Below are 24668 nucleotides of genomic sequence, written 5' to 3' on the forward strand. Positions count from 1 at the left end.
TGTCTATCTTTATCTAGTAGTGCTTTAGATGGAGCAACACTGTGCGTTCAATTAAATAGAAGGACTTCCTTTTTTTAATACATAATGAACTGTTAACGAGGTATAATTGGATAAAAATTATAGTTAAATTTAGAATAAACAGACTTTTTACCCAGGACTATTGGCGCTATTCCGATAGTCTTGTTTTCTGTATGATATTAATATCTGAATATTATGTCACGAAACATTCAGAGAAGGAGGAACTTTTTATTTAGTAGATTACTATTTTAGAGGGGGAGAGAAATGCGTAGGAAAATTGCCATTATATTTTTAGCAGTATTAATGGTCTTTAGTAACTTTGCGATGGTAAGTGCAGCGGAAAAAACACTGCCACAGAATGCGAAGAAAAAGGACAAGGCCAAAACAACAGAAATGAAGGAAACTGAGGATCCTGATAAGCAAGTTCGGGTAATCGTTGAAATGGATGACGAAGCGCCAATTGAAAAAGCAACGAAACGCGGTATCATGTTTAATACAATGGGCGAATCTGAGAAGCAGAAATTAACTAAAGCTGCCAAATCAAAACAAAAGGCAGTAAAAGAAGAGATGAAGAAAAAGAAAGTAGAAGCAAAATACTTACAAGAGTTTACTACGGTCGTCAATGGTTTTAGTGCGGAAGTAAAGCAGGGCGATCTAGAGCTTATTAGAGAACTTCCTGATGTTAAAACGGTTTCTATCGTGACAGAGTATGAACAACCAGAAGTCCAACCGGAAATGAAGTACAGTAAAGAACTAGTTGAAGCACAAAAGGCTTGGCGAGATTATGGTTATAAAGGGGAAGGTATGGTAGTCGGTATTATTGATACTGGCATTGACTATACGCACCAGGATATGGTCCTTTCCGATGATGTTGAGGGTGGACTGTCAGAAGAATTTGTTCAGGACACAATCAGTAATGAAGGGCTTCCTGGAAAATATTATACGGAAAAAGTCCCATATGGCTATAACTACATGGATGAAAATGATGAAGTGCGCGAAATCCATAGTGGGGCAAGCTATCATGGAATGCACGTAGGTGGAACAGTTGCTGCGAATGGTGACGAGGATAACGGTGGTATTCTTGGGATTGCTCCCGAAGCACAATTGCTTGCATTAAAAGTTTTCGGAAATGATCCGGAACTACAAACAACATATGGTGATATTTACATTAAGGCAATTGATGATTCTATCAAGCTTGGTGCCGATGTATTAAACATGAGCCTTGGTTCACCATCCGGGTATGTTGATGCGGATTCTCCTGAGCAACGCGCTGTATCTCGTGCAGTAGACAATGGAATTCTAATGTCCATTTCTGCTGGTAACTCAGCACTGTTTGCAGATGGTTTCTTTTATCCATATGCATCCAATCCTGATTATGGGGTAAGTGGTTCGCCTGGTGTGGCAAATGATTCTACACAAGTAGCGTCTTATGAGAACACATTTATGGAAGTAGACGCTTTGCAATATAGCATTGATGAAGAAGCAGGAACAGCAGCGTTTCTATCTGCAGGGGATACTTTCCCTTCGACAGACGGAGAAGCATATGAAGTCGTAGAAGCTGGGCTAGGGCTTCCAGAAGACTTTGAAGGAAAAGATGTTACAGGTAAATATGTCTTGATTCAACGTGGGGAGATTGCTTTCACAGAAAAAGGACTCAACGCCCAAAATGCAGGGGCAGCCGGGGTAATTGTTTACAACAACACAGATGGAATTGTAAATATGGCCTCAGACCCTTCTATCACAATTCCGTATCTATTTATGCTAAAGAGTGATGGAGACCTGCTTGCAGAAGCGGTTCAAAATGGACAAGCTGTTACCGTATCATTTAATGGAGAAATGACAAAAATGGATAACCCAGATGCTGGGAAAATGAGTGCATTTTCTTCATGGGGATTAACACCAAACCTTGATTTTAAACCAGAAATCACAGCACCAGGTGGTCAAATTCTTTCCACATTAAATGACAATCAATATGGATTGATGAGTGGAACCTCCATGGCGGCGCCACATGTTTCCGGCGGAAGTGCGCTTGTACTTCAGCGTGTAGATGAGGAGTTTGGCTATGGAAATGCAAATCGCGTTAACCAAGCGAAAAACTTAATGCTAAATACTTCCAAACCAGTCGATTTTGATGGTGCGCCTGTATCACCACGACGCCAAGGTGCAGGATTGATGCAAATCCATGCTGCATTATCAACGCCAGTTGTGGTAACAGAGTCAGCATCGAATGAAGCAAAAGTAGCGTTAAAAGAGATTAATAATAATGAAGTAACGTTTGAACTAACTGCGGAGAACTATTCAGATGAAGCAGTAACGTATGATGTCTCTGCAAATGCACAGACAGATACACCAGTTGATGGTGGTGGCGTCCTTGTCACTGCACCAAATATGTTTGGTGGAAATGACCTTGGCGATATTGCTACAGTAAACGGCGAAGCTTTATCAACAGTAGAGGTGCCAGCTAACGGCCAAGTCAGCCTTGAAGTAAGCGTTGATCTTAGTGAAGTCGATGCTTCACTAGCAGAAATTTTCACAAATGGGTATTGGGTAGAAGGGTTTGTTACCTTTACAGATCCTACTGACACAAATCCAGAATTAACAGTTCCTTATGTTGGTTTCAAAGGTTCTTGGGATGATGCCCCAATCTTTGATACACCATTGTGGGATGCAATGACGTTCTATGGCATGACAGGAGTTGTTACGAATACAGGGGATGATAGCTATGGTTTCCTTGGTGAAAACCTAGAAACCGGTGAAACAGACCCAGAAAAGATTGCCTTCTCACCAAATGGTGATGGAGTCCAAGATGACGCATTGCTCATCTTATCCTTCCTGAGAAATGCGAAGGAAGCAAAATTTAACGTCCTTGATGAAGACAAAAAGGTCGTACGTACGATACGATTGGAATCAGATCTTAGTAAAAACTATTATGATGGTGGACGAGCACCTGAATATTCCCTGTCTGGTGACCGGGCTTGGGATGGAAAGATCAACAACAAGCTGGCAGAAGATGGACAGTACTATCTACAGGCAGCAGCAGTCATTGATTATGAAGACGCTGAATGGCAAACATTGGATCTGCCAGTACTACTTGATACAACTGCACCTGAAGTAGATGCGACCATTGATGAAGATGGCGAAGTATTAACCGTTGCTGTAGATGATGGAGAAGGAAGCGGGCTAGCTACATGGGATGTATTGGTTGACGGTGAATCCGTACTGGAAACACCTTATACAGAAAGTGTCACAGAGCATGAGTTAACAGACTATGATGAAGATAGCACTGTAACTGTAGTGGCAACAGACTATGCAGGCAATGAGCAAGAAGAAGAGGCAGTAGTTGAAGAGCCTGCAGATACAACTGTACCAGATTTACACTTACTAACACCGGAGTTATTAGAGGCATATGATTCAAGAGACGTAGTCTTTTCCGGTTATGTAACAGATGCATCTGGTGTAAAAGAAGTAACAGTTGATGGGCAAAAAGCAGAGCTTGTTTATAACGAAGAGGAAGATCGTTATGACTTCTCTTTAACCCTTTCACACAAAAAGGATGACTTCTACTTCCGTCACATTAAGGCAGTAGACAACGCAGGAAATGAAACGGAAATCGGCAGAAGGTATTTTGTTGATACAGCAGAAGCAACATTAAAAGTAAAAGCTCCTAAGAAAACAAAAGAAGATAGCATAACAGTTTCAGCAACCATCAAAGACAACTTTGATGATATTAATTTCTATGTGAATGGCAATCACGTATTTAGCCACGACCTCTCAACACCATACGGCAAAAAAAGCTTTAAACAAAAAATCGAAGACATTGAACTCAATCTAGAAGATGGAGAGAATGTATTTGAATTTAAAGTAGTAGACCTTGCCGGGCATGAGACAGTGGAAGAAGTGGTGATCACAAAGCAAGTGAAAAAGAATCCAGGAAAAGACAAAGATGAAGATAAAGACGAAGATAAGTATGATTTAGTAGGTTATATCTTTGAGCGAGTATTCTCCTTTATCGGCAAACTTTGGAATCTTTTCGGATAAGTAATGATGAAAACCAGCATTCCTTATAATTGGGTGCTGGTTTTTTTATTTGGGGAAAGTAGGGTTAACGAGAGAGGTGAGCAGATCGGTTGAGTGGGGGAGATTAATCAACCAAGTCTGGGAGCGAATCAACCAAGAAGCATAATAAATCGACCAAGTCGGGAGCGAATCAACTAGGAAGCACAATCAATCAACCAAGTTGGAGGGGCAATCGACCAAAACCTTCATCAAATCATCTTGTCCTCCCTCTATCCCACACTTAACTTTGCAATTAGGGAGACGAATATTTTAAATTCAGTCAAATATAAATAAAATTGCTTGTAATTTCAGCTAGGGAAGTTTAAATGGTAAAATACCTCTAAATCTTATCAAATTCTATGCTATGCTTTCGTATGCGAAAATAGCTTAGAAATTATTTATTTGATATAATTTCTTAAATGGCAGAAAAAACTAGTAACTGCCAAAATATATTTAAGGAGACCAATTATGGAAGAAAGAACGACACTGAAAAAATCATTAAAGGCACATTGGGTATGGGCAATCGCCCTCGGCTCGTCAATCGGGTGGGGTGCATTCGTACAGCCTACAACCTGGATGACCACTGCCGGTCCAATGGGAGTTATCCTCGGCTTTGGAATTGGTGCTATATTAATGATGTTGATCGCTGTAAGCTACGGTTTTCTGATTAAAAGTTTTCCAGTATCTGGTGGGGAGTTTGCCTATGCTTTTATTAGTCTTGGTAGAACCCACGCATTCATCAGCGGCTGGTTTCTAACGCTCGGTTACATATGTATTGTAGCTTTAAATGCTTCGGCGTTTGCGTTAATGTTTAAATTTGTTTTTCCTGCACTTATAGAAAATCTTCATTTATACCAAATTGCGGGCTGGGATGTTTATGGAATGGAAATTATTATTGCATCCGTAGCATTAGGCGCGTTTGGTTATTTTAACGTCCGTGGTAGTGGTATATCTGGTCGTATGCAGTTTGTTTTTTGTACAATTATGATTCTTAGTATTGTAGCCATAACGTTTATGGTGGGAGGGCAACCAGGAGCAGGACTGTCCAATGTTCAGCCATTTTTCCCGTCTGATACTACGGCATTTGCGGCAATTATTTCGATTGTAGCAATTGCGCCGTGGGCATATGTTGGGTTTGACAATGTCCCACAGGCTGCAGAGGAATTTCATTTTTCCTCCAAAAAAGCTTTCTCATTAATCATTTTAGCCATTTTCTTTGCAGCAGTGCTGTACAGTTTGATGATCATCGCTACGGCTATGATTCGCCCATGGCAAGAACTGGTCTCGGAATCCCATGTCTGGGGAACGGGTGCTGCTATTGAAGAACTATTGGGGACAATGGGACTCGTCTTGCTGGTAACTGCCTTAACAATGGGTGTGTTCACTGGACTTAACGGTTTCATCATTTCTTCAAGTAGATTACTGTTCGCAATGTCCCGTGCGAAAATATTACCTGAAGCATTCTCTAAGCTTCATCCAAAGCATAAAACGCCATATGTTGGGATTATTTTTACAGTAATTGTCGCCATGCTTGCTCCATGGTTTGGCCGTGAAGCACTGCTTTGGGTCGTTGACATGTCTTCTATTGGGGTGACCATTGCGTATTTCTATACTTGTTATACTGCGTTCTCCTTGTTTAAAACGAAAAAAGACGCTACGTTTAACGAGAAAAAACATACCGTTTCGCCATTGAAAAAGGTAATTGCTGCTGTTGGAATGCTAGCAAGCCTCGTATTTCTCGGTTTGCTACTAATCCCGGGTTCACCAGCTTTCCTAGGAATTGAGTCTAGAATCGCGCTAGGCGCCTGGATTGTACTGGGTCTAATCTTCTACCTTGTGAAACGGAAAGAGTTTAATGAAATACCAGAAGAAGAACTTAACTATCTCATTACCGGTTCAAAAGAGATTGAAGCAAAGAATCGGACGTAATATGCTCCCCTTCTTAAACCATAAGAAAAACGCATTCCTCTTAAGAATGCGTTTTTTCTTATGAATAAATTTATAAACTCCAGTAAGTAAAGCCTTTTTCTTCAGCTTCTTCCCTTTTAAAGACACTTTTTACGTCAATTAGGACTTTTTGGTCTTGTTTGAAAAGTGGAGAGATTGTATCTAAATTATAGTTTTGTTTTAACTCTTCATGAGGGACAGCAAATACGACACAGTCAAGATTGTTAAGGTCACCTTGCTTTACCAAGTTTATTCCAAATTCGGCTTTGACTGCCTCTGTTTCTGCAACAGGATCATGAACGAGAACGTTAACGCCGTATTCCTTCAATTCATTTATAATATCAATTATTTTAGTATTTCGTACATCTCCAACATTTTCTTTAAACGTTATACCAAGAATGGCTACTTTTGCTCCATCAATGTTTTGCTTTGATCTAATCATTTTCTTAATAATATTGCTTGCGATATATTTACCCATGTCATCATTAATCTTTCTACCGGAAAGAATAATTTGAGAATGATATCCTAATTGTTCCGCTTTATAGGTGAAATAGTATGGGTCTACTCCAATACAATGTCCGCCCACGAGGCCCGGAGTGAATTTTAAGAAATTCCATTTTGTCCCGGCTGCTCTAAGCACAGCATTTGTGTCGATCTCCATTTTATTGAAAACCATGGATAACTCATTCATGAAGGCAATGTTAATATCTCGTTGAGAGTTCTCAATTACTTTTGCTGCTTCTGCAACTTTAATGGACTCTGCTTCATGAATTCCAGCTTCGATAATAGAACCATAAACATCCGAGATCTCTCTTAGCGCCTCTTTGTCAGAGCCGGAGACAATCTTGACGATTTTAGTGAGGGTGTTCACTTTATCCCCAGGATTGATTCGCTCTGGAGAGTAGCCAACCTTGAAATCCTCACCATATTTCAGACCTGATACCTTTTCGAGTATTGGAATACACACTTCTTCTGTTGTTCCTGGATAAACAGTCGATTCATAAATAACATAGGAACCTTTTGTAAGGTTTCTGCCAACTGTTTCACTTGCGCCGATAACAGGGCTGAGATTAGGTGTTTTATCTGTGTTTATAGGCGTTGGAACGGCAACTACATGAAACTTACATTCTTTTAAGTCTTCTTCCTTGTTCGTAAATGTCATGCTCGTTTGACGAATTATTTCATCTCCGACTTCATCAGTAACATCATAACCATTTCGATACTGATTTAACTTTTCTTCGCTTATATCAAAACCTACAACAGCGTATTTTTTAGCAAATTCAATAGCCAATGGCAGGCCAACGTACCCTAGCCCTATGACAGATATTTTTTCTTCTTTGTTTTGTATTCTCGTAAATAAACTCATACTAATAACCTTCCTTCTTTCATTACCATATTGGTAATCGCAATTTATAGAACTAGTCATCACAAGCTACCTATATTATACATCTTTAATCGAGCTATTACGATTATTTTGGAGTAAAAATTGGACTGCTATACAGCATATGATAAACTAATGTTGACGAAAAAGCTCACTAACTATCGACCTGAAGAGGATAAAGGAGACATTTATATGAAGGTGAAAAAGGCTATCATTCCGGCAGCAGGATTAGGAACTAGATTTTTACCTGCCACGAAAGCGCAGCCTAAAGAGATGCTGCCAATAGTGGATAAACCTACCATACAATATATTGTGGAAGAGGCGGTTGCCTCCGGTATAGAAGATATTATTATTGTTTCCGGAAGAGGCAAAAGAGCAATTGAGGATCATTTTGACACTTCCTATGAACTAGAAGAGACACTAGCAAGAAAACAAAAAACTGAATTGCTGGAAATGGTACAGTCTATTTCAAAATTAGCTAATATTCATTATATAAGGCAAAAAGAACCAAATGGCTTAGGGCATGCCATCATGTGCGCAGAACGTTTTATTGGAGATGAGCCCTTTGCTGTACTGTTAGGAGACGATATTGTTGAATCAGAGCAGCCTTGTCTTGGTCAATTAATGCACGTATTTGAAGAACGCCAGCATTCTGTTTTAGGGGTGCAACAAGTACCGGAGGAAGATCTTTCAAAATACGGTATTATTGAGCCATTAAATAGCGAAGATTATACAAATTCTGTGCGCCGGATAGCTTCTTTAATTGAGAAACCTTCTATTGAAGACGCTCCATCAAATCTTGCTATTATGGGAAGGTATGTGTTAACTCCGAATATTTTTAAAATACTTCATAACCAAGCTCCAGGGAAAGATGGCGAAATCCAGTTAACAGATGCGATCGAAAAGCTAAATGAAACAGAACCCGTCTATTCGTACAGCTTTGATGGAACGCGGCATGATATTGGGGGAAAATTAGGCTTTATTAAAGCGACAATTGACTTTGCATTACGTCGTGATGATTTAAAAGAAGATGTGAGAGCATATATGGAATCCAAGTTGTTTGACTTAGAAAGAAAATAGAGGTGTCATACTATGAAAATTGCAGTAATAGGAACAGGCTATGTCGGACTCGTTACCGGTGTAACGTTATCCGAAATTGGACATCAAGTTATATGCATTGATGTAGATGAAGAGAAGGTTAATACCTTAAACAAAGGAATCAGTCCCATATACGAAGAAGGGCTGACAGAGCTTCTTCAAAATAACTTGGAGGGTGGTAACCTAACATTTACTACAAATTATCATGAAGGGGTAAGGGATAGAGACATTATTTACATCGCAGTAGGTACGCCACAAGGAGAAGATGGATCTGCTGATTTAACCTTTATTAATAAAGCCTGTGATTCTCTAGCCGAATCCCTATACCAGGATGTCATTATTGTAACGAAAAGCACAGTGCCAGTCGGTACTAATTCATATATAAAAGGTAGAGTTGAAGAAAAGGTAGCTTCTGGAGTGGGAATTGAAATTGTTTCTAACCCGGAATTTCTTAGACAAGGGACTGCAGTGTTTGACACATTTAACGGAGATCGGATTATAATTGGCTCAGATAGCAAACGCGCCCTAGAGGTTCTAGAAGAAATAAATGCTCCTTTTCAACTTCCTATTGTAAAGACAGACCTAAAAAGCGCAGAAATGATTAAATATGCGTCCAATGCCTTTTTGGCAACGAAAATAAGCTTTATTAATGAAATAGCGAATCTTTCTGAAAAGCTTGGTGCTAATGTTGACCTAGTGGCCGATGGGATAGGAATGGATAAGCGGATCGGCCGGGCATTTTTAAATGCAGGTGCAGGGTTTGGTGGCTCGTGCTTTCCCAAAGATACAAATGCGCTCATCTCGATAGGTAAAGAAGTAAATTATGAAATGCCTTTGCTTGATAGCGTTATTTCAGTAAACAACAAACAGCGGGGCATCATTGCAGATAAAGTTTTGGAGAACTATCCTGATCTTTCAGGTAAAAAAATTGCTGTGCTTGGACTTGCTTTCAAGCCAAATACGGATGATATGCGAGACGCTCCTTCGATCCAGATAACCCAGCGGCTCTTAGAAAAAGGGGCAGTTCTGCGTGCATACGACCCTGTTGCCATGAATAATGCGAAAAAGGTACTATCGAGTGAGATAGAATACTGTTCGGATATAGAGTCGACCTTAAAGGGGACTGACCTAGCAATAATTCTGACGGAGTGGGGAGAAATTAAGAAGTTCCCTCTTTCTGCATATAAGAAGCTTATGAAGGAACCAATTCTATTTGATGGCAGAAACTGCTTTACCATCAAACAAATGGCTGGATCGGGAATTGTGTATCATTCTATAGGTAGACCAGTTGAAAAGGAATAGGCAAAGAGCACTTCTAAATCTATAGATTTAGAAGTGCTCTTTTTTATAGTGTATAATAGTTTCTTGACAAAAAGAATATTTACTTCTGGAATTAAGAGACCCAGAATAACACCAGAGGGTTCCACCCAAATCTAATAGACGAGACCTTTCACGTCTTAGACCCTCATTATGCTTTTTAAAATGGCGAATGTTTTAGTTCAATTACTATCTTTTTAAACAAGCTCTAAGCTTTTTAATGACTCATTCGCAACCTATTTTGACAATTTATTTATTAGATTTACTATGGTATAATTTTATATTGTTAATTTTATACTTTTATACTGGCGATCCATGAAGGAAGGCTGATTATGAAAAAAGTGAAAGTCGTGTTTTTTATCTATCGAATGGGTTCTGGCGGTGCTGCGAGGACATTTCTTAATATTATAAATAATCTAGATCGGGAAAAATTTTCTCCCTTGCTTGTTACACTAAATTATGACGCGGATTATGGTAGTTATTTAAAAGAGGATATCCGATTTATAAAGCTCCACACTAAGCGGCTACGGTCAGCTATTTTACCCCTGGCCAAACTGATCCGTAGGGAAAAAGCTGACATTGTTTTTAGCACCATTCCAAATTATAACACGATTGCCATTTTAGCTAGGTTAGTCTCTTTTACGAACGCTAAAAATGTAGTGAGAGAAGCAGCATATCTTGGAGGGGACTTCAAAACAGATTTGAAGCTAAGGCTTTATGGTTTGCTCTATAAATTCTCAACTCGCGTTATTGCATTATCTGAAGGCGTAAAGGGGAATATTGTAAAAAGGTACAAAGTGAGAGGAAGAAAAATTAACGTAATATACAATCCAATTGACATAAAAGGCATTAAAGCTGCGGCCGAGGGTAGTGAACTGTCTGAAAATTATTCTAATCTCTTTTCAGATGACATAAAGACCATCGTCACAGCAGGAAGACTGGTTGATGATAAAGATCACGCTACTTTAATTGAAGCCTTTGCGAAAGTAAAAGAAAGGTTGGCATCGCGCTTAGTAATTATGGGCGAAGGTGATCTTGAACAAAGGCTAAAGCAAAAAGCAGCTAACCTAGGAGTAGCGGATAGCATCCATTTTATAGGATTTCAAAAGAATCCCTATATCTTTTTTAAGAAATCAGATGTTTTTGTGCTTTCTTCAAAGCGAGAAGGTTTTGGCCATGTTCTCGGGGAAGCACTTGCTGTAGGGACACCGATTGTTTCTACGAATTGTAAGCCGGGTGCACAAGAAGTGTTAGCTGGTGGCAAGTACGCGGCAATGTGTGCTGTTGGAAATGCGAATGAAATGGCAGATAGGATAATAGACATCCTGACACAAGATCAAGCTTCAAGAGACCAAATTGTTCAAAAAGGATACCAACGTGCTGAGCAGTTCGCAGCAGAAAAAATTGTAAAACAATATGAAGAAGTGTTTGCAAATGTAATACTACGCAAAAAATAAATATAAAAAAAGAGGAGTGTAACAGATGTCTCTTACAGGTCGGGTTGTTCATCTAACTACTGTCCACCATCCATATGACCCAAGAATTTATCATAAAGAGTGCACATCTCTACAGAAAGCCGGGTATGATGTAACCCTAATCGCGCAAAAGGCAAGTTCAAAATCTACAGCAAACAGACAAATAAACCATATTCCAATTAAAACGTATACTAGCAGAATAAAACGGATGGTGCTTGGGTCTTTAGAGGCATATAAAAAGGCAAAAGACTTAGAGGCAGATGTCTATCATTTTCATGATCCAGAATTATTGCCAGTTGGATGGCTATTGAAAAAGAAGAACAATGTTGTAATCTTTGACATCCATGAAGACTATATTACAAGCATTCTCCAGAAAGATTATTTACCAAAGCCTTTCAAAAAGTTGATTGCTACTACGTATCGGATTATGGAAAAGATATTAATAAGAAAGATGGACCTTTGCTTGGCTGAAAAATATTACAAGGATATTTATCCTTCTGGCATAAAAGTTTTAAACTATCCAACTACAAATGATAAATTATTAAACGCAAGGCGTGATCAAGGAACCATTCAGGATAAAGTGCTATATACAGGAAATGTTTCCCATGTACGCGGGGCGATAGAGCACGCAAAGTTACCAAAAATCAATAAACATGTAGCAGTTCATTTTATTGGAAAATGTCCAAAGGATCTAGCGGAAGAAATGAAAGAAGTGGCTGGTAAACAAAAAGACAGGCTATCTTTCGTAGGGATCGATACCTTCGTTGAAAAGGAAGCAATAGAGGATGCGTATGTCAACTCAAATTGGCTAGCTGGAATTGCACTTTTTCCACCGACCGAGCATTACAAGAAAAAAGAGCTTACCAAGTTTTTTGAATACATGGCCGCAGGGTTGCCCGTTATTTGCTCTGATTTTCCAGTGTGGAAGCAGTTTATCAAAAAATATGAATGTGGACTTACAGTAGACCCCTATAATGACGCAGAGATTAACCAGGCAATTGAATATTTGAGGGGAAATCCAGAGATTGCAAGGCAAATGGGTGAAAAGGGAAAACAAGCTGTAAAATCAGAATTGAATTGGGATAGCCAGGCAGATAAACTGGTTACATGGTATGACTTCTTAATAAATCAAAAAAGAGGCAGGTATACTGATGGATAATCAAAAACCTTTAATCTCTGTTATTACGCCCTCGTATAATGCAGAAAGATTTATTAAGGAAACCATTCGCTCCGTTCAAGACCAAACCTATACAAATTGGGAAATGGTTATAGTGGATGATTGCTCACAGGATCGTACTGTGGAATACATTACAGAATTGAGTGAAACAGATGAAAGAATAAAACTTCACATACTTAAAGAAAATAGCGGTTCTGCTGTTGCACGAAATAAATCGATGGAGCTGGCAAAGGGAAAGTATATAGCTTTTTTAGATAGTGATGACCTATGGATGCCTGAAAAACTCGAGCGTCAGGTTGCTTTTATGCAAGAGAAAGATATTGACTTTTCTTTCACAAAGTATGTCTGGATGAAGGAAGATGGCACGTTAACTAATGCAACTTCAAAAGCCCCTTTAGAGGTAGATTATAGTCGTTTGATGAAGCATTGTGTAATGGGATGCCTTACTGTTATGCTTGATAAAGAAAAAATAGGCGATCTTAAGATGTATAATATAAGAACACGTCAAGATTATGTATATTGGCTTCATATTGTAAAGCGAGGACATCTCGCTTATGGCTTGCCAGAAGTGCTAGCGAAATATCGGCTTGTGGAAAATTCTATCTCCAGTAACAAAATAAAGGCTGCAAAACGCAATTGGCATGTTTATCGTCATATTGAAGCACAGCCTTTATGGAAAGCCATTTGGTATTTTGTTAACTATGCGTTTAATTCTGTGAGACAGATTATTTACCGGAAGCGGATGGGTTGAGTTGTTTTAAACTTTAAAGGCTGCTTCAAATACTGAAATAAATACTTATTAATTTAAGATTATAATAACAAACATGGTTATTATAATTTGCAGGCGGTGTAATATACATTGATGAAAAAATATTTACAGGAAATGATAAAAAGAAAGGATTTGCTATTTTACTTAGTAAAATCCGGCTTAAAAGCGGAACATCGAAATAGTTGGCTAGGTTATTTCTGGTGGCTGTTGGATCCGTTATTGAACGTGCTTGTTTATTACTTTTTAGTTGTTATTATTTTGGAAAGAGGGGATATACCGAATTTTCCACTTTTCTTAGTAATTGGACTTGTGGTATGGAGATGTATTAGTTCAAGCATTAATAGCTCAAGTAAGTCGATAATGCGCTACAGCTCAATCATTAATCAGGTTTATTTGCCTAAATCCATCTTTCCATTGTCTTTTACCTTAACACAGTTATTTAACTTTGCCTTTGGATTTGTAGTCATTGCAATCTTTTTGGCGATTTACAGAGTAATGCCAGGATGGGAGGCAGTGTTCCTACCATTTATTATTTTGGTTCAGACAGTCTTTTTACTAGCTGTTGGGCTATTTCTTGGGTATATTACTGTGTTTGTTCGTGATATAGACAATCTGATTACGTATATTACCCGTATCTTTTTCTACGCCTCACCAATTATTTGGGTAGGGGGAAGACTTGAAGGTACACAGTTTAGTTGGGCCGTGGATTATAATCCAATTGCAATAATTGTAAATTCCTATCGGGATGTACTTATGTATGAGAGCCTACCAGATTTCCTAGGTTTATTTATTATTCTACTGCTCTCTTCAGCAGTAGTTGTGTACATGCTTTACTACTATAGTAAAAACGAGCACAAAATTATAAAAGCTCTCTAAACCTTATAGTTGGTTAGAGTGATAAAGAGGGATCTATCAGTGAGTAGTAATAATGAAATATCACAACGCAAAAATAATGCGACAAATATTATAAAAGCAAAGAACCTTGGGGTTTCTTTTAATAGCGGGGTTAGAGATGACTATAAATCGCTCTTGTTCCGTGTTTTTCAAGGAAAAGCAAACCGAGAAAAACAGCAAAAGGTTTGGCCATTGCAGGACATAAACTTTACTGGTCACCAGGGAGAGATTCTTGGAATTATCGGCTCGAATGGTGCTGGGAAAACGACGTTAAGTAAAATTATATCCGGTATTTTACAGGAGGATAAGGGAACGATTAAGGTTGATGGTAATGTCACCGCCTTGTTCTCCTTTGGCATGGGTTTTAATAAAGAACTAACCGGTCGTGAAAACGTCTTTCTAAATGGAATGATGTTAGGAGTAGCAAAAGAAAAAATACATTACTATATTGATGATATAAAGGAATTCTCAGACCTTGAGGATTTCTTTGACCAACCAATGAAGTATTATTCTAGCGGGATGAAGGCAAGGTTAGGCTTTAGTGTCGCGTCCCATTTTCAACCTGAAATTTTAATACTTGATGAAGCATTGAATACAGGGGATGCTAAATTTAGCCGCAAAGCTGCACAGAAAATGAAAGAGTTAGTGGGAAGGGCTAAAATGGTTATTATTGTGACACATAGCCTGCGTTATGCCCAGCGAAATTGTGACAGATTGCTGTGGCTCGAAAATGGAAAAGTGAGAGAGTCAGGCGATCCAAAAGAAATTATTGAACGTTATAAAGCAACAGCACCTGCTCGGCCTCCGCGTAAGCAACGAAATCTGCAACTTGAAAAAACAAAGGCAGATGTGAAAGACAACCAAGTGATTAAGGCAAAAGACTTAAGTGTTTCATTTAAATTAAGTACTGGTAAATTTTGGGCTTTAAAAGATGTGAACTTTGAAATCAATGAAGGAGAAGTAGTTGGGATTATCGGTCATAACGGAGCGGGTAAGAGTACGCTTTGTAAAGTGCTGACCAAGATTCTCTTTCCTGATGAAGGATCGATTGAACTTCAAGGGGAAACATCGGCGTTACTTGGATATGGTACAGGCTTTAATGCCCAGCTGGATGGACGTGATAATATCTACTTGAATGCTATGCTTTTAGGAATACCAAAGCAAAAGGTAGCGGAAAAATACGATGAAATTGTAGAGTTCTCAGGTCTAGGTAAAAATATTAATAAACCAGTCAAGGATTATTCCAGTGGAATGAAGGCACGTCTTGGCTTCAGTATTGCTGCTATCTTAAAGCCAGATATCTTTATAATAGATGAAGCATTGTCGACAGGAGATATGGCTTTTCAGCAAAAAGCAAGTGAGCGAATCCAGGATATGATCAACCATGCTAAAGTCGTAATTATTGTTTCTCATAGTATGGGCTTCATTGAGCAGGTATGTACAAGAGCGATTTGGATGGAAAAGGGCCAAGTGAAATTTGATGGCTCTGCTGAGGAAGCGGTAGCTAAATATAGAGAGTCACAGGGTGTAGCAAAGAAAGCGAATTTGAAAAACAAGAATCGAAATAAGAAGCAAGATATACAGGGGAAGACCGACGTTTCTAATAAATAAGATTACTACATGACAGCTAGGAATGTGTAGGATAGGTGGGATGCTTGGATGGGAAGGCTAAAAAAAATACTAGTCGCACCAGTAGATTGGGTTCTTTATACATTATTGGGGGATAAACAAAGAAAAGCTCTCGGAAGTTTATTTTCTCCAAAGATTAAAGAGCTGTTAATCAAAGTTCTAAGTGGGAGAAAAAACGAGCAACGACAAGAACTAAAGATGATCAAGTATCACCTTTATAACCTTGGATTTGTTGAAAAAGGTTTAATGGAGTTAGAAGGGTTCGTTGAGAAAACAAAGGATCCATTCATTAAAAGGCTTGCTATTTGGGAGTTAATCTTATGGCATATTAATAAAGGGACAAAAGAAGGGGCCGAACAAGCCCTCCTTTACACTCCTGAGTTAGAAAAAGAAAAAGACGTGGATCAACGTAGGAGAATAGCGGTTATTAAAGCGGAATGTTATGAGCTATTAGACCAAAGAGAGAATGCGAAGGAAGTAATACATGCACTGCTTCACGAACAAAAGCATCCCGATTTGTACCTAGCCCTTGCAAATCTCGAAAATAAAATAGAAGAACGGATTCATTATATTAATAAAGTAATGGAGATGTATCAGCTAGCTCCTATTACTATTGAGCCGGACCATGAAGGAAATTATAAGTATGATGGACTGAAAACCCTCGACATTCCTAGTAGCGTTAATGATTATCCGAAAGTTTCTGTGATTTTGCCAGCATATAACGCAGAGGAAGGAATTAGTACAGCAATTAATTCTATTCTGTCTCAAACGTGGAAGAACCTCGAATTGCTGGTAGTTGATGATTGCAGTCCTGACAATACCACCGCAGTGGTTAACAAATATGTTGAGCAGGATTCAAGAGTTAAACTGTACAGCACCCTTGTTAATAGTGGCCCATATGTTGCTAGAAATATTGCCTTGAAAGAAGCAACAGGAGAGTTTGTGACTATCAATGATGCAGATGATTGGTCACATGCAGAGAAATTAGAGAAGCAAGTAAGACATCTTCTTCGTAATAATCAAATTATAGCAAATACTTCTGAGCATTCGAGACTCACAGAAGAGGAATTAAAGCTTTATCGCAGAGGCACCCCAGGAAAGTATATTTTTCCAAACATGTCTTCTATTATGTTTAGGAGAGAACAAGTACTTAAGAAGATTGGCTATTGGGATAGTGTTCGCTTTGCGGCCGACGGGGAATTTAAGCGAAGGATTATTAGAAGTTTCGGCAAACAGGCGTATGCTGATCTTCCAACAGGACCATTATCTTTACCAAGGCAATCTGTGACTTCATTAACAGGTAGTTCTGCTTTTGGCTATAATGGCTTTTTTATGGGTGTGCGCAGAGAATATGTTGAAAGCCTTGAAGCACATCACGAGCAAGCTGCTTCCCTTTACTACGAGTATCCACAAACAAATAGGCCTTTCCCTGTCCCTGTACCGATGTGGCCACAACGCACGAAAGATCGGTCATTTGATATTGTGTTTGCAACAGATTTCCGTATAAAAAATAAGGAATTGACCAATGAAATATTGCGACTAAAGCGACAGGACCTACAAATAGGATTAATACAGCTAAACAGCTACGATTTTGCTTTACCAAAGGAAGTGAGCAGAGAGTTTCGAAATCTTATGGATGGAGAACAGGTTCAAATGCTTGTTTACGGTGAAAAGATTAATGCAGACCAACTGTTTATAATAAACCATCTCGTATTAGAGGAGTGGCAACATTATATACCAGAAGTAAATGCAGACACAGTCTATGTTGTGCTTAATGAATTGCCAGAAGTCGTTGACACGGAAGAAAGAGCAATCAAAAGTTGGGAAACTAAAGTGGTGAAATACTTTGGGAAAGCGCCAAAGTGGTATGCTGTTTCTGAATCGATTAAAGAAAGTTTAGCTGACAGCATCCCAGGATTAGCTATTTACCAAGCTGAGGACGTCCGAAAGGAACGTAGAGAGTATGACTGACAAAGTTACAAAAGAAGCGATGCAAGAGCTTTCTACTTTATACGAGGCTGAGTTAATGGAAATGGACAAGCGAGTTAAAGAGATTAGACAGGAAAATGAATCATTAAAAGAGGAATTAAACCAGACTAGATATGAATTTAATCAGCTTACAGGAGGCGTGCTTGGAGTTATTACTTCAGGCAACCAAATAAAAAAAACGATTCGTAAAGCCATTGCTTATATTCTCGGCAGGAGAGATAGAAGGCAGCTTTACAGCAAGGCCTATAAAAAGAAAAAAGCGAAAAACACCTTAAAGAGCTATAGCTACTATCTCTATAGCTTAGGCTTTGAAGAAAAGATAATTAGCGAGCTAATACTTATGTATTCGTCAACTAAAAATCGCTACCTAAAGAAAGAAGCGGCATGGGAGCTGCTTCTTTGGTTTGCCAATAGAAACACAGCCTTCGCTGCCGAAACTGCACTAAATTTTGTAGAAGCAGCCAGGGATAGGGAGACGGACTCCGATACACTACGAAAAATTGATATTTTAGAGATGGAGACGCTGCTCAGATTACATAGAAAAGAAGATGTCCAGATTGCTTTGCAATCACTCATGCAAAGAGGGGCTCACCCAGATAATTACTTAACAGCAGCAAACCTTGAATCAGAGTTACCTAACAGAATTGCTTGGATTAACAAGTGTCTAAAAGCGTATAGCCTGCTGGAAGTTTCGTTGTCTCCTAGTCAAAAGCCAACAGATTATGACAGGCTGCAAACAAACCACAAGTCTAAAGTAAAACAAGGAGAGACTCCGCTTGTTAGTGTAATTGTGCCTGTTTTTAACGCTGAGAAAACAATTATTACTACTCTAGACTCCTTGATTTCCCAAACATGGGCAAAGTTAGAGATTATTGTAGTGGATGATAAAAGTACAGATCAGACCGTAACAGTCGTTGAGGAATATATTAAAAAGAATAATAACATAACCCTATATCAAAATCAGGTTAATAGCGGCCCATATGTATGTCGGAACAGGGGACTAACCCACGCATCAGGTGAATTTATTACGGTCAACGACGCGGATGATTGGTCACATGCACAGAAAATAGAACTTCAGGTAAAGCATTTACTAAATAACAAAGACATTGTGGGAAATATGAGCCAACAGGCAAGGGTTCACGAAGATTTGACGTTTACAAGAAGAGGGATGGCAGGGAGCTATATATTCCCTAATATGTCTTCTCTGATGTTTAGACGGCAAATTGTGTTGGAAAAAATCGGCTACTGGGATGAGGTCCGCTTTGCAGGAGATAGCGAATTTATTAGTAGGCTTAAGCAAGCGTTCGGAAGGAACTCAGTAATAAACTTGGATAAAGGCCCTTTATCTTTTACAAGACAAACAGAAAATTCATTAACTGGGAGCAATAAATTTGGTTATAGTGGTCACTTAAAAGGGGCTCGTAAAGAATACGCGGAGGCGTTTCGCTATTTTCACCAAGAGGCAAACTCTCTATATTTCCCTCTTGAACAGAAGGAGAGGCCTTTTCCTATTCCTCATGCAATGAAGGCGGTTAAACAAGGGAACGAAAAGCGACACTATGATATCATCATTGCCTGTGACTACCGGTATTCGGAAGAACAGTTAAACGACATTATAAAGGAAATAAAAGAACTAAGAGGCCAGAATTATGATGTAGCTCTTTTGCAACTAGATGAGTTTGACATCGCCATATCCAAACATATTAGTCCCAAGATCCGTTTCATAATGAAAGAAATGGATATTCCATTGATCGTTTACGGCGAGAAAGTAAGTTGTGAAGTGGTTTTAATAAGAAAAGCTGAGGTATTATTAGAAAAGCAGACCTTTGTCCCAGAAGTGACTGCCAGTACGGTTACCATCATCATAGATCGTACATTTTTTAACAAGGTAAAAAAACTAAGAAAGCCAATTAACTCAATGAGGAAATGTAGCCAACAAGCCTTGAGTTATTTTGGTCATCGTGGTAATTGGTATCCGAAATCGAAAGAAGAAAGGCGAGTATTTGAACAGGATTACCCTGCAGTTCTAAAATATATAAGATTGTCAAAAAAGGACTGGTATATTACAGGGAGAGCTAATTCTTTCGTTCCGCATTTGACGGATTTGGTTGTCCGACAAGATAATAAGTTTGAAGAGGGAGCTGATAAGAGTGAAAGAGAATAAGCAAAACCCACAAGCCAATAATAATAATAATAAAACAGCTCCAACCTCTCCCTCTACAGAAGATGAACAATTGAAGCAGTTAATAAAAAAAGAAGCTGACATAACCTTAGCGGAGAGCGAAAACAAAGCATATAAAAAAGAACTGAAAAATATTAAAAGCAGCAGAAGTTGGAAGTATCTCGCCCCTTTACGAAAACTAAATCAGATGATGTCTTTTATGAAAAAGAAAAATAAGGATATACAACGGCTAGAGGAAGAGCTAACCCTTGCAAAGTCACAGCTCTATAAGGCAAGAGCATTGATAGACGATCAGTTACTTGATGATCGAACGCTGAAAAGCCATGAGCTAATAGATAGGTTACGGGCCAAGAAGCGGGAAGGGACACTTGTTGACTATCTTGAATATGTAGTTGAAGAGAAGAAGAAGCACAACGCAAATTATACACAGGCATTACGTTATGGAGCACGTTTATTTCAGAACGAGAAGGATAATTACAAAAAATTTGTTTATAACATGGCTCTTAAAGGCTTGAATGCAGAGGAGATCCCAGAATTTATGGTGAGAGCCGGACTAGAGGAAGAGGCTATATCTCTATCTGCGACTGCTTCTTTTAGGGCGAGCCTAACAATGAGAATGAGGCAAATGCAGCTAGCTGGAGATTTGCCGGAATGGTTACTAGATGATAAACAGCTAGCCTATCATTTTATGGACGCACTGCATGTAAAAAGGCCATGGAATTCGAAGGAAAACTACCGAATTGAGAACCTCCCACAGCAAGCAGGCATGGTAGTAAAACCTGTAGACGGGGCTGGTTCGCGAGGTGTATACCTGATTCACCATTTAAATGATATAATAGACGTCAAGCGTTCAGAAAAACTGACAAAATGGGACAGTTTATTGAATAGAATGCAAGAAGATGTCATGATGGGCTGGGTACACAAAAATGAATGGTTTACAGAAGAGCTCATACTTGAGAATGCTGAAGAAAATAGAATAGCTAGCGATATTAAGTTCTATTGCTTCTATGGTAAAATAGGGCTAGTTTTAGAAATAGTAAGATATCCTGAAACGAAATATTGTTGGTGGACGCCAGGTGGGGAGAGAATTAGAACAGGCAAGTATGATGAAGCCCCATTTCAGGGACAAGGCGTTTCCTCAGAAGAAAGTCAAATGGCGTGTGAAGTAAGTGAACAGATCCCAGCACCTTTTATTAGAATTGACTTTCTCCGGGCAGAACAGGGATTGGTATTTGGGGAATTCACACCAAAACCGGGAAATTATGACGAATTTGATAAAGAAACAGATGCATATTTGGGTGATTTATTTTTACAAGCCCAAGGTAGGTTGGCAGATGACCTGCTTAATGGAAAGCAGTTTAGAAAATATAAAGAACTACTATTAAAGCAATAACGAAATAATCGTCTTCGTTTTGGGAGGAAGTAAAGAAAATGGAAGAGCAGAACACAGAATGGCTACCACATCTTACAAATGAAATTGTAGCAGACGCCCATGGTTATTTGCTAGACGCCTATGCGGTTGCTTTAGAAGGATGGAGACGCGGTTTAACCCTTAGATGGCATGTGAAGGATTCGGAGAAATTTAAAGAGATGACCACATGGTTTGTCGATAATCCAGGTCAGTTATTTTCTCTTGGTTCCCATGATCGAACGCATTATTTTTTCCGAACAAGAGGGGATCGTGTTTCAAACGAAGCTGTCCGTATTGGAAAAGATAAGGATGAGACAAAACAGGTCTTAGCAAATGCAGGTGTAGCCATACCAGAAGGACGTCGCTTCACTGCAGAGAATACAACGCAAAACATAGTAGAGTATGCAAATTCGATTGGCTACCCAGTAGTCATCAAGCCAACCGACGGAAGCTTTGGTAGAGGGGTCATTACTAATATTACAAGTTCCGGTGAGTTGGAGCATTCCCTCAGTTTTATAAAAGAAAGGTACAATTACACAGATATTATATTAGAAAGATATGTGCCGGGTAATGAATACCGCTTGTATGTAGTAGGAGACCAGGTAGTTGGAGCTATTCATCGCATACCAGCTAATGTGCAAGGTGATGGTATTCACAACATAAAGGATCTAATTGATTTAAAGAACGAGGAAAGAAGCTCGAATCCCAGATTAATAAGTTGTCCGATACAGATAAATCAAGAACTCGTTAGCTTTATAGGCAGACACGACTTTGCATTGCAAACAGTTCCAGCTAATGGGGAGCAAGTCTTTTTAAACGATAAAAGCAATATATCCATCGGGGGAGATCCGATAGATGTATTGGATGATTTGCCTGAAGGTGTAAAACAGAGTGCAGTAAAAGCAGTTGCATCTGTAGAAGGTTTGCCTCATTGTGCAGTTGATTTAATAATAGACGACCAAACTCAAACAGGAGTGGTAATCGAATTGAACCCTACTGCGCAAATTGGAGCATTATTATATCCACTAAAAGGACAGGCACGTGATATACCAGCTGCTATTATTGATTATTATTTTCCAGAAACAGTGGATCAGCAAATGAATAAGAAGCAAGCTTATTTTGATTTCCATGACGTGCTTGACCCACTGCAATCAAGAGATGCATCCGTTACTACTGTTACACCAGCACCTAAGGGAAAACTGTTTACAAAGAGGTATATAGTGAGCGGCGAGGTTCAGGAAATTGGTTACCATCGTGGCTTAAGGAAACAAGCGTTTGAGAGGTTCTTACATGGCTTTGTAATGAACTTGGAGGATGGCAATATAGAAGTTGTGGTTGGTGGAACGGATCAAGAAATGGTGAATGACTTTAAGCAGGCATTCTGGGAAGATGACGAACGTGCAAAAGTATTTAATGTGAGAGAAGAAGAGCATACCGAACCAATCAAAGTTGGGTTTGAAATAAAAACAGATTTAAAAACACAAATAGAAGACTTAAAACGATACAAACAAGAAATAGAATTGCTTGACTATGGAATTAAAAGAGCAGAAGTACAAAATAGAAAGTATCAACAGAGTTTATCTTGGAAAGCAGCAAAACCGATCCGCGTACTAGGATCTATCTTCAAGAAAAACAAGCAGAGCTAATTATTCGGGAGGAATCATGATGAAGGAACAACAGGGCATTCATTTGCCTCAACTTCCAAATGAGATTGTTAAAAATGCGAGAAAAACAAGGCTGGACGCTTTCGCTGTTGCCTTAGAGGGCTGGCGAAGAGGGTTGAAGCTTAAATGGTATACAAAGGATTCTGAGCATTATAAGGACATGGTAATATTTGGTGTGAACCCTCCTGGAAGGTTATTCTCGCTTAGTTCTGAAGAAAGAACACATTACTTTTTTCGAACACGTGGTGATAAAGTTACCAGTAGCGCAGTAGAAATAGGCTCAGAAAAGGATGACACAAAAGAGTGGCTTGCGAAAGCAGGTGTACCTGTGCCACTTGGTAAAGGTTTTGAAGAAGATGCAACTGATGAAGAGATTATTACGTACAGTAAGACATTAAATTACCCTTTAGTCCTGAAGCCAACAAATGCAAGCCTAGGGAATGGAGTGGTAACGAATATAAACAGCGATGAAGCGTTGTTAAAAGCGATTAAGTACGTTCGTCATGACCTAGATTATCCGGAAGTCGTAGTAGAACAGCATGTAGATGGGAAAGAATATCGTATTTATGTTGTAGAGGATAAAGTCATTGCAGCCTATAATAGGGTGCCGGCTAATATAATTGGTGATGGTGAGCATACAATTGATGAACTTATTGGTTTAAAGAATAGGGAACGTCGAAAAAATGCCAGATTAAATAGTTGCTTGATCGAAATGGATGTTGAGATATTAGAGTTTATCCAAGCAGCTGGTTATACGCTTGAAAGCGTGCCGAAAAAAGGCGAGCAAATATATTTAAGACAAAAGACAAACGTATCTTCAGGTGGAGATCCAATTGATGTGACAGACACAATGCCTGAAGAATTTAAAACCATTGCAATTAATGCTATAAAAGCAGTGCCAGGCCTCTATCACGGTGGCGTAGATATAATTGTAAATGAGAATAGAAACCTTGATGCTGCTGCTGTGGTAATCGAATTAAACCCGACCGCCCAAATTGGTGGTGCATTATATCCTCTAAAAGGGAAAGCAAGGAATATACCAGGTGCTCTTATTGATTACTACTTTCCTGAAAGTAAAGGGATCGATACGTCGAGGTCAAACATTTACTTTGATCTAATCAAGATATTAGAACCTCTGGAGAACCGCTCTGCCCTAGAAGTGGAAGTAAGCCCTGCACCAATGGGAGAACTAACGATCAGAAGATTTGTCGTCTCGGGGGATGTGCAGAAAAATAGCTACCACCGTTTTCTTAAAAAGCAGGCTATGAATTTAAATTTACACGGTGCCATTAACAACATGGTTTTTGATGAAATTGAAATTATCGTTGGTAGTCCAGATAAGTCAGCCATCGCTGAATTTAAAAAACTAATAACCCAATATCCACAGGGATCTAAGGTGGAGAAAATTGAGGAAGAGAAGTATGAGTCGCCAATCACGATTGGTTTTGAAATTAACGAACGATATAATACTTCCAGTCTTAAATCAGTTCAACATGCACTGCGGAAGATGGAGAAGGAAATTACCAATCTTACGAGACAAAAGAATCGACTGGAAAAAGACAACCGGTATATTGAGCAAAGTACCTCATGGAAGTATACGGAACCATTGCGTAAAGTTGGCGCAATGGTTAGAAGCAAGAAGTAACTTTTTTGGTAAGATC

15 protein-coding genes are annotated in these 24668 nt (G+C 39.0%); 14 read left to right on the top strand and 1 reads right to left on the bottom strand.

What is annotated here, in order from left to right; all coding sequences use genetic code 11:
* The first annotated feature begins 282 nt into the window (after positions 1-282).
* Together AC6CHS_RS08175 and AC6CHS_RS08180 are read left to right on the top strand one after the other, a co-directional pair.
* Positions 283-4056, top strand: coding sequence for a S8 family serine peptidase (locus AC6CHS_RS08175; protein WP_498235503.1), 3774 nt, complete (start codon positions 283-285; stop codon positions 4054-4056).
* A 486-nt stretch (positions 4057-4542) separates the two neighbouring features.
* A complete protein-coding gene (locus AC6CHS_RS08180; RefSeq protein WP_498235504.1) occupies positions 4543-6003 on the top strand; it encodes an APC family permease in 1461 nt (486 codons plus the stop codon).
* A 70-nt stretch (positions 6004-6073) separates the two neighbouring features.
* Here the strand turns inward: AC6CHS_RS08180 and AC6CHS_RS08185 are convergent, their stop codons facing one another.
* The gene (locus tag AC6CHS_RS08185; protein WP_498235505.1) at positions 6074-7387 is read right to left on the bottom strand and encodes a nucleotide sugar dehydrogenase; all 1314 of its coding nucleotides are present in this window, start codon (positions 7385-7387) and stop codon (positions 6074-6076) included.
* A gap of 207 nt (positions 7388-7594) precedes the next feature.
* On the opposite strand from AC6CHS_RS08185, the gene galU reads away from it, so the two are divergent.
* From galU to AC6CHS_RS08245, 12 genes are all read left to right on the top strand, one after another.
* The gene (gene galU, locus AC6CHS_RS08190; protein WP_498235506.1) at positions 7595-8482 is read left to right on the top strand and encodes a UTP--glucose-1-phosphate uridylyltransferase GalU; all 888 of its coding nucleotides are present in this window, start codon (positions 7595-7597) and stop codon (positions 8480-8482) included.
* Positions 8483-8494: 12 nt separating this feature from the next.
* The gene (locus tag AC6CHS_RS08195; RefSeq protein ID WP_498235507.1) at positions 8495-9802 is read left to right on the top strand and encodes a UDP-glucose dehydrogenase family protein; all 1308 of its coding nucleotides are present in this window, start codon (positions 8495-8497) and stop codon (positions 9800-9802) included.
* A gap of 347 nt (positions 9803-10149) precedes the next feature.
* Positions 10150-11274, top strand: a complete 1125-nt coding sequence (locus tag AC6CHS_RS08200) for a glycosyltransferase (RefSeq protein WP_498235509.1) — start codon at positions 10150-10152, stop codon at positions 11272-11274.
* 25 nt (positions 11275-11299) lie between these two features.
* Positions 11300-12451: a glycosyltransferase gene (locus tag AC6CHS_RS08205; RefSeq protein ID WP_498235511.1), complete on the top strand. Its 1152-nt coding sequence runs from the start codon at positions 11300-11302 to the stop codon at positions 12449-12451.
* Positions 12444-13220 (top strand): glycosyltransferase family 2 protein, encoded by a 777-nt coding sequence (locus tag AC6CHS_RS08210; protein ID WP_498235513.1) that lies wholly within the window; start codon positions 12444-12446, stop codon positions 13218-13220. Before AC6CHS_RS08205 ends, AC6CHS_RS08210 begins: the two co-directional genes overlap by 8 nt.
* A 111-nt stretch (positions 13221-13331) precedes the next feature.
* On the top strand, positions 13332-14114 hold the full coding sequence (locus AC6CHS_RS08215; RefSeq protein ID WP_498235515.1) for an ABC transporter permease: 783 nt from the start codon (positions 13332-13334) through the stop codon (positions 14112-14114).
* Between the two features lie 39 nt (positions 14115-14153).
* A complete protein-coding gene (locus tag AC6CHS_RS08220) occupies positions 14154-15743 on the top strand; it encodes an ABC transporter ATP-binding protein (RefSeq protein WP_498235517.1) in 1590 nt (529 codons plus the stop codon).
* A gap of 48 nt (positions 15744-15791) precedes the next feature.
* Positions 15792-17732, top strand: a complete 1941-nt coding sequence (locus AC6CHS_RS08225) for a glycosyltransferase family 2 protein (RefSeq protein ID WP_498235519.1) — start codon at positions 15792-15794, stop codon at positions 17730-17732.
* Positions 17725-19914, top strand: coding sequence for a glycosyltransferase family 2 protein (locus AC6CHS_RS08230; protein ID WP_498235520.1), 2190 nt, complete (start codon positions 17725-17727; stop codon positions 19912-19914). Before AC6CHS_RS08225 ends, AC6CHS_RS08230 begins: the two co-directional genes overlap by 8 nt.
* A complete protein-coding gene (locus AC6CHS_RS08235; RefSeq protein ID WP_498235522.1) occupies positions 19901-21325 on the top strand; it encodes an ATP-grasp fold amidoligase family protein in 1425 nt (474 codons plus the stop codon). Before AC6CHS_RS08230 ends, AC6CHS_RS08235 begins: the two co-directional genes overlap by 14 nt.
* A 38-nt stretch (positions 21326-21363) precedes the next feature.
* On the top strand, positions 21364-22989 hold the full coding sequence (locus tag AC6CHS_RS08240) for an acylphosphatase (RefSeq protein WP_498235523.1): 1626 nt from the start codon (positions 21364-21366) through the stop codon (positions 22987-22989).
* A gap of 19 nt (positions 22990-23008) precedes the next feature.
* Positions 23009-24652, top strand: coding sequence for an acylphosphatase (locus AC6CHS_RS08245; RefSeq protein WP_498235525.1), 1644 nt, complete (start codon positions 23009-23011; stop codon positions 24650-24652).
* Positions 24653-24668 lie beyond the last annotated feature (16 nt).

It is taken from the genome of Oceanobacillus sp. GQ8, from assembly GCF_059758495.1.

Coding starts and splice junctions, on each gene's coding strand:
- AC6CHS_RS08175 (WP_498235503.1), top strand. CDS start 283: ATGCGTAGGAAAATTGCCATTATATTTTTAGCAGTATTAATGGTCTTT.
- AC6CHS_RS08180 (WP_498235504.1), top strand. CDS start 4,543: ATGGAAGAAAGAACGACACTGAAAAAATCATTAAAGGCACATTGGGTA.
- AC6CHS_RS08185 (WP_498235505.1), bottom strand. CDS start 7,387: ATGAGTTTATTTACGAGAATACAAAACAAAGAAGAAAAAATATCTGTC.
- galU (WP_498235506.1), top strand. CDS start 7,595: ATGAAGGTGAAAAAGGCTATCATTCCGGCAGCAGGATTAGGAACTAGA.
- AC6CHS_RS08195 (WP_498235507.1), top strand. CDS start 8,495: ATGAAAATTGCAGTAATAGGAACAGGCTATGTCGGACTCGTTACCGGT.
- AC6CHS_RS08200 (WP_498235509.1), top strand. CDS start 10,150: ATGAAAAAAGTGAAAGTCGTGTTTTTTATCTATCGAATGGGTTCTGGC.
- AC6CHS_RS08205 (WP_498235511.1), top strand. CDS start 11,300: ATGTCTCTTACAGGTCGGGTTGTTCATCTAACTACTGTCCACCATCCA.
- AC6CHS_RS08210 (WP_498235513.1), top strand. CDS start 12,444: ATGGATAATCAAAAACCTTTAATCTCTGTTATTACGCCCTCGTATAAT.
- AC6CHS_RS08215 (WP_498235515.1), top strand. CDS start 13,332: ATGAAAAAATATTTACAGGAAATGATAAAAAGAAAGGATTTGCTATTT.
- AC6CHS_RS08225 (WP_498235519.1), top strand. CDS start 15,792: ATGGGAAGGCTAAAAAAAATACTAGTCGCACCAGTAGATTGGGTTCTT.
- AC6CHS_RS08230 (WP_498235520.1), top strand. CDS start 17,725: ATGACTGACAAAGTTACAAAAGAAGCGATGCAAGAGCTTTCTACTTTA.
- AC6CHS_RS08240 (WP_498235523.1), top strand. CDS start 21,364: ATGGAAGAGCAGAACACAGAATGGCTACCACATCTTACAAATGAAATT.
- AC6CHS_RS08245 (WP_498235525.1), top strand. CDS start 23,009: ATGAAGGAACAACAGGGCATTCATTTGCCTCAACTTCCAAATGAGATT.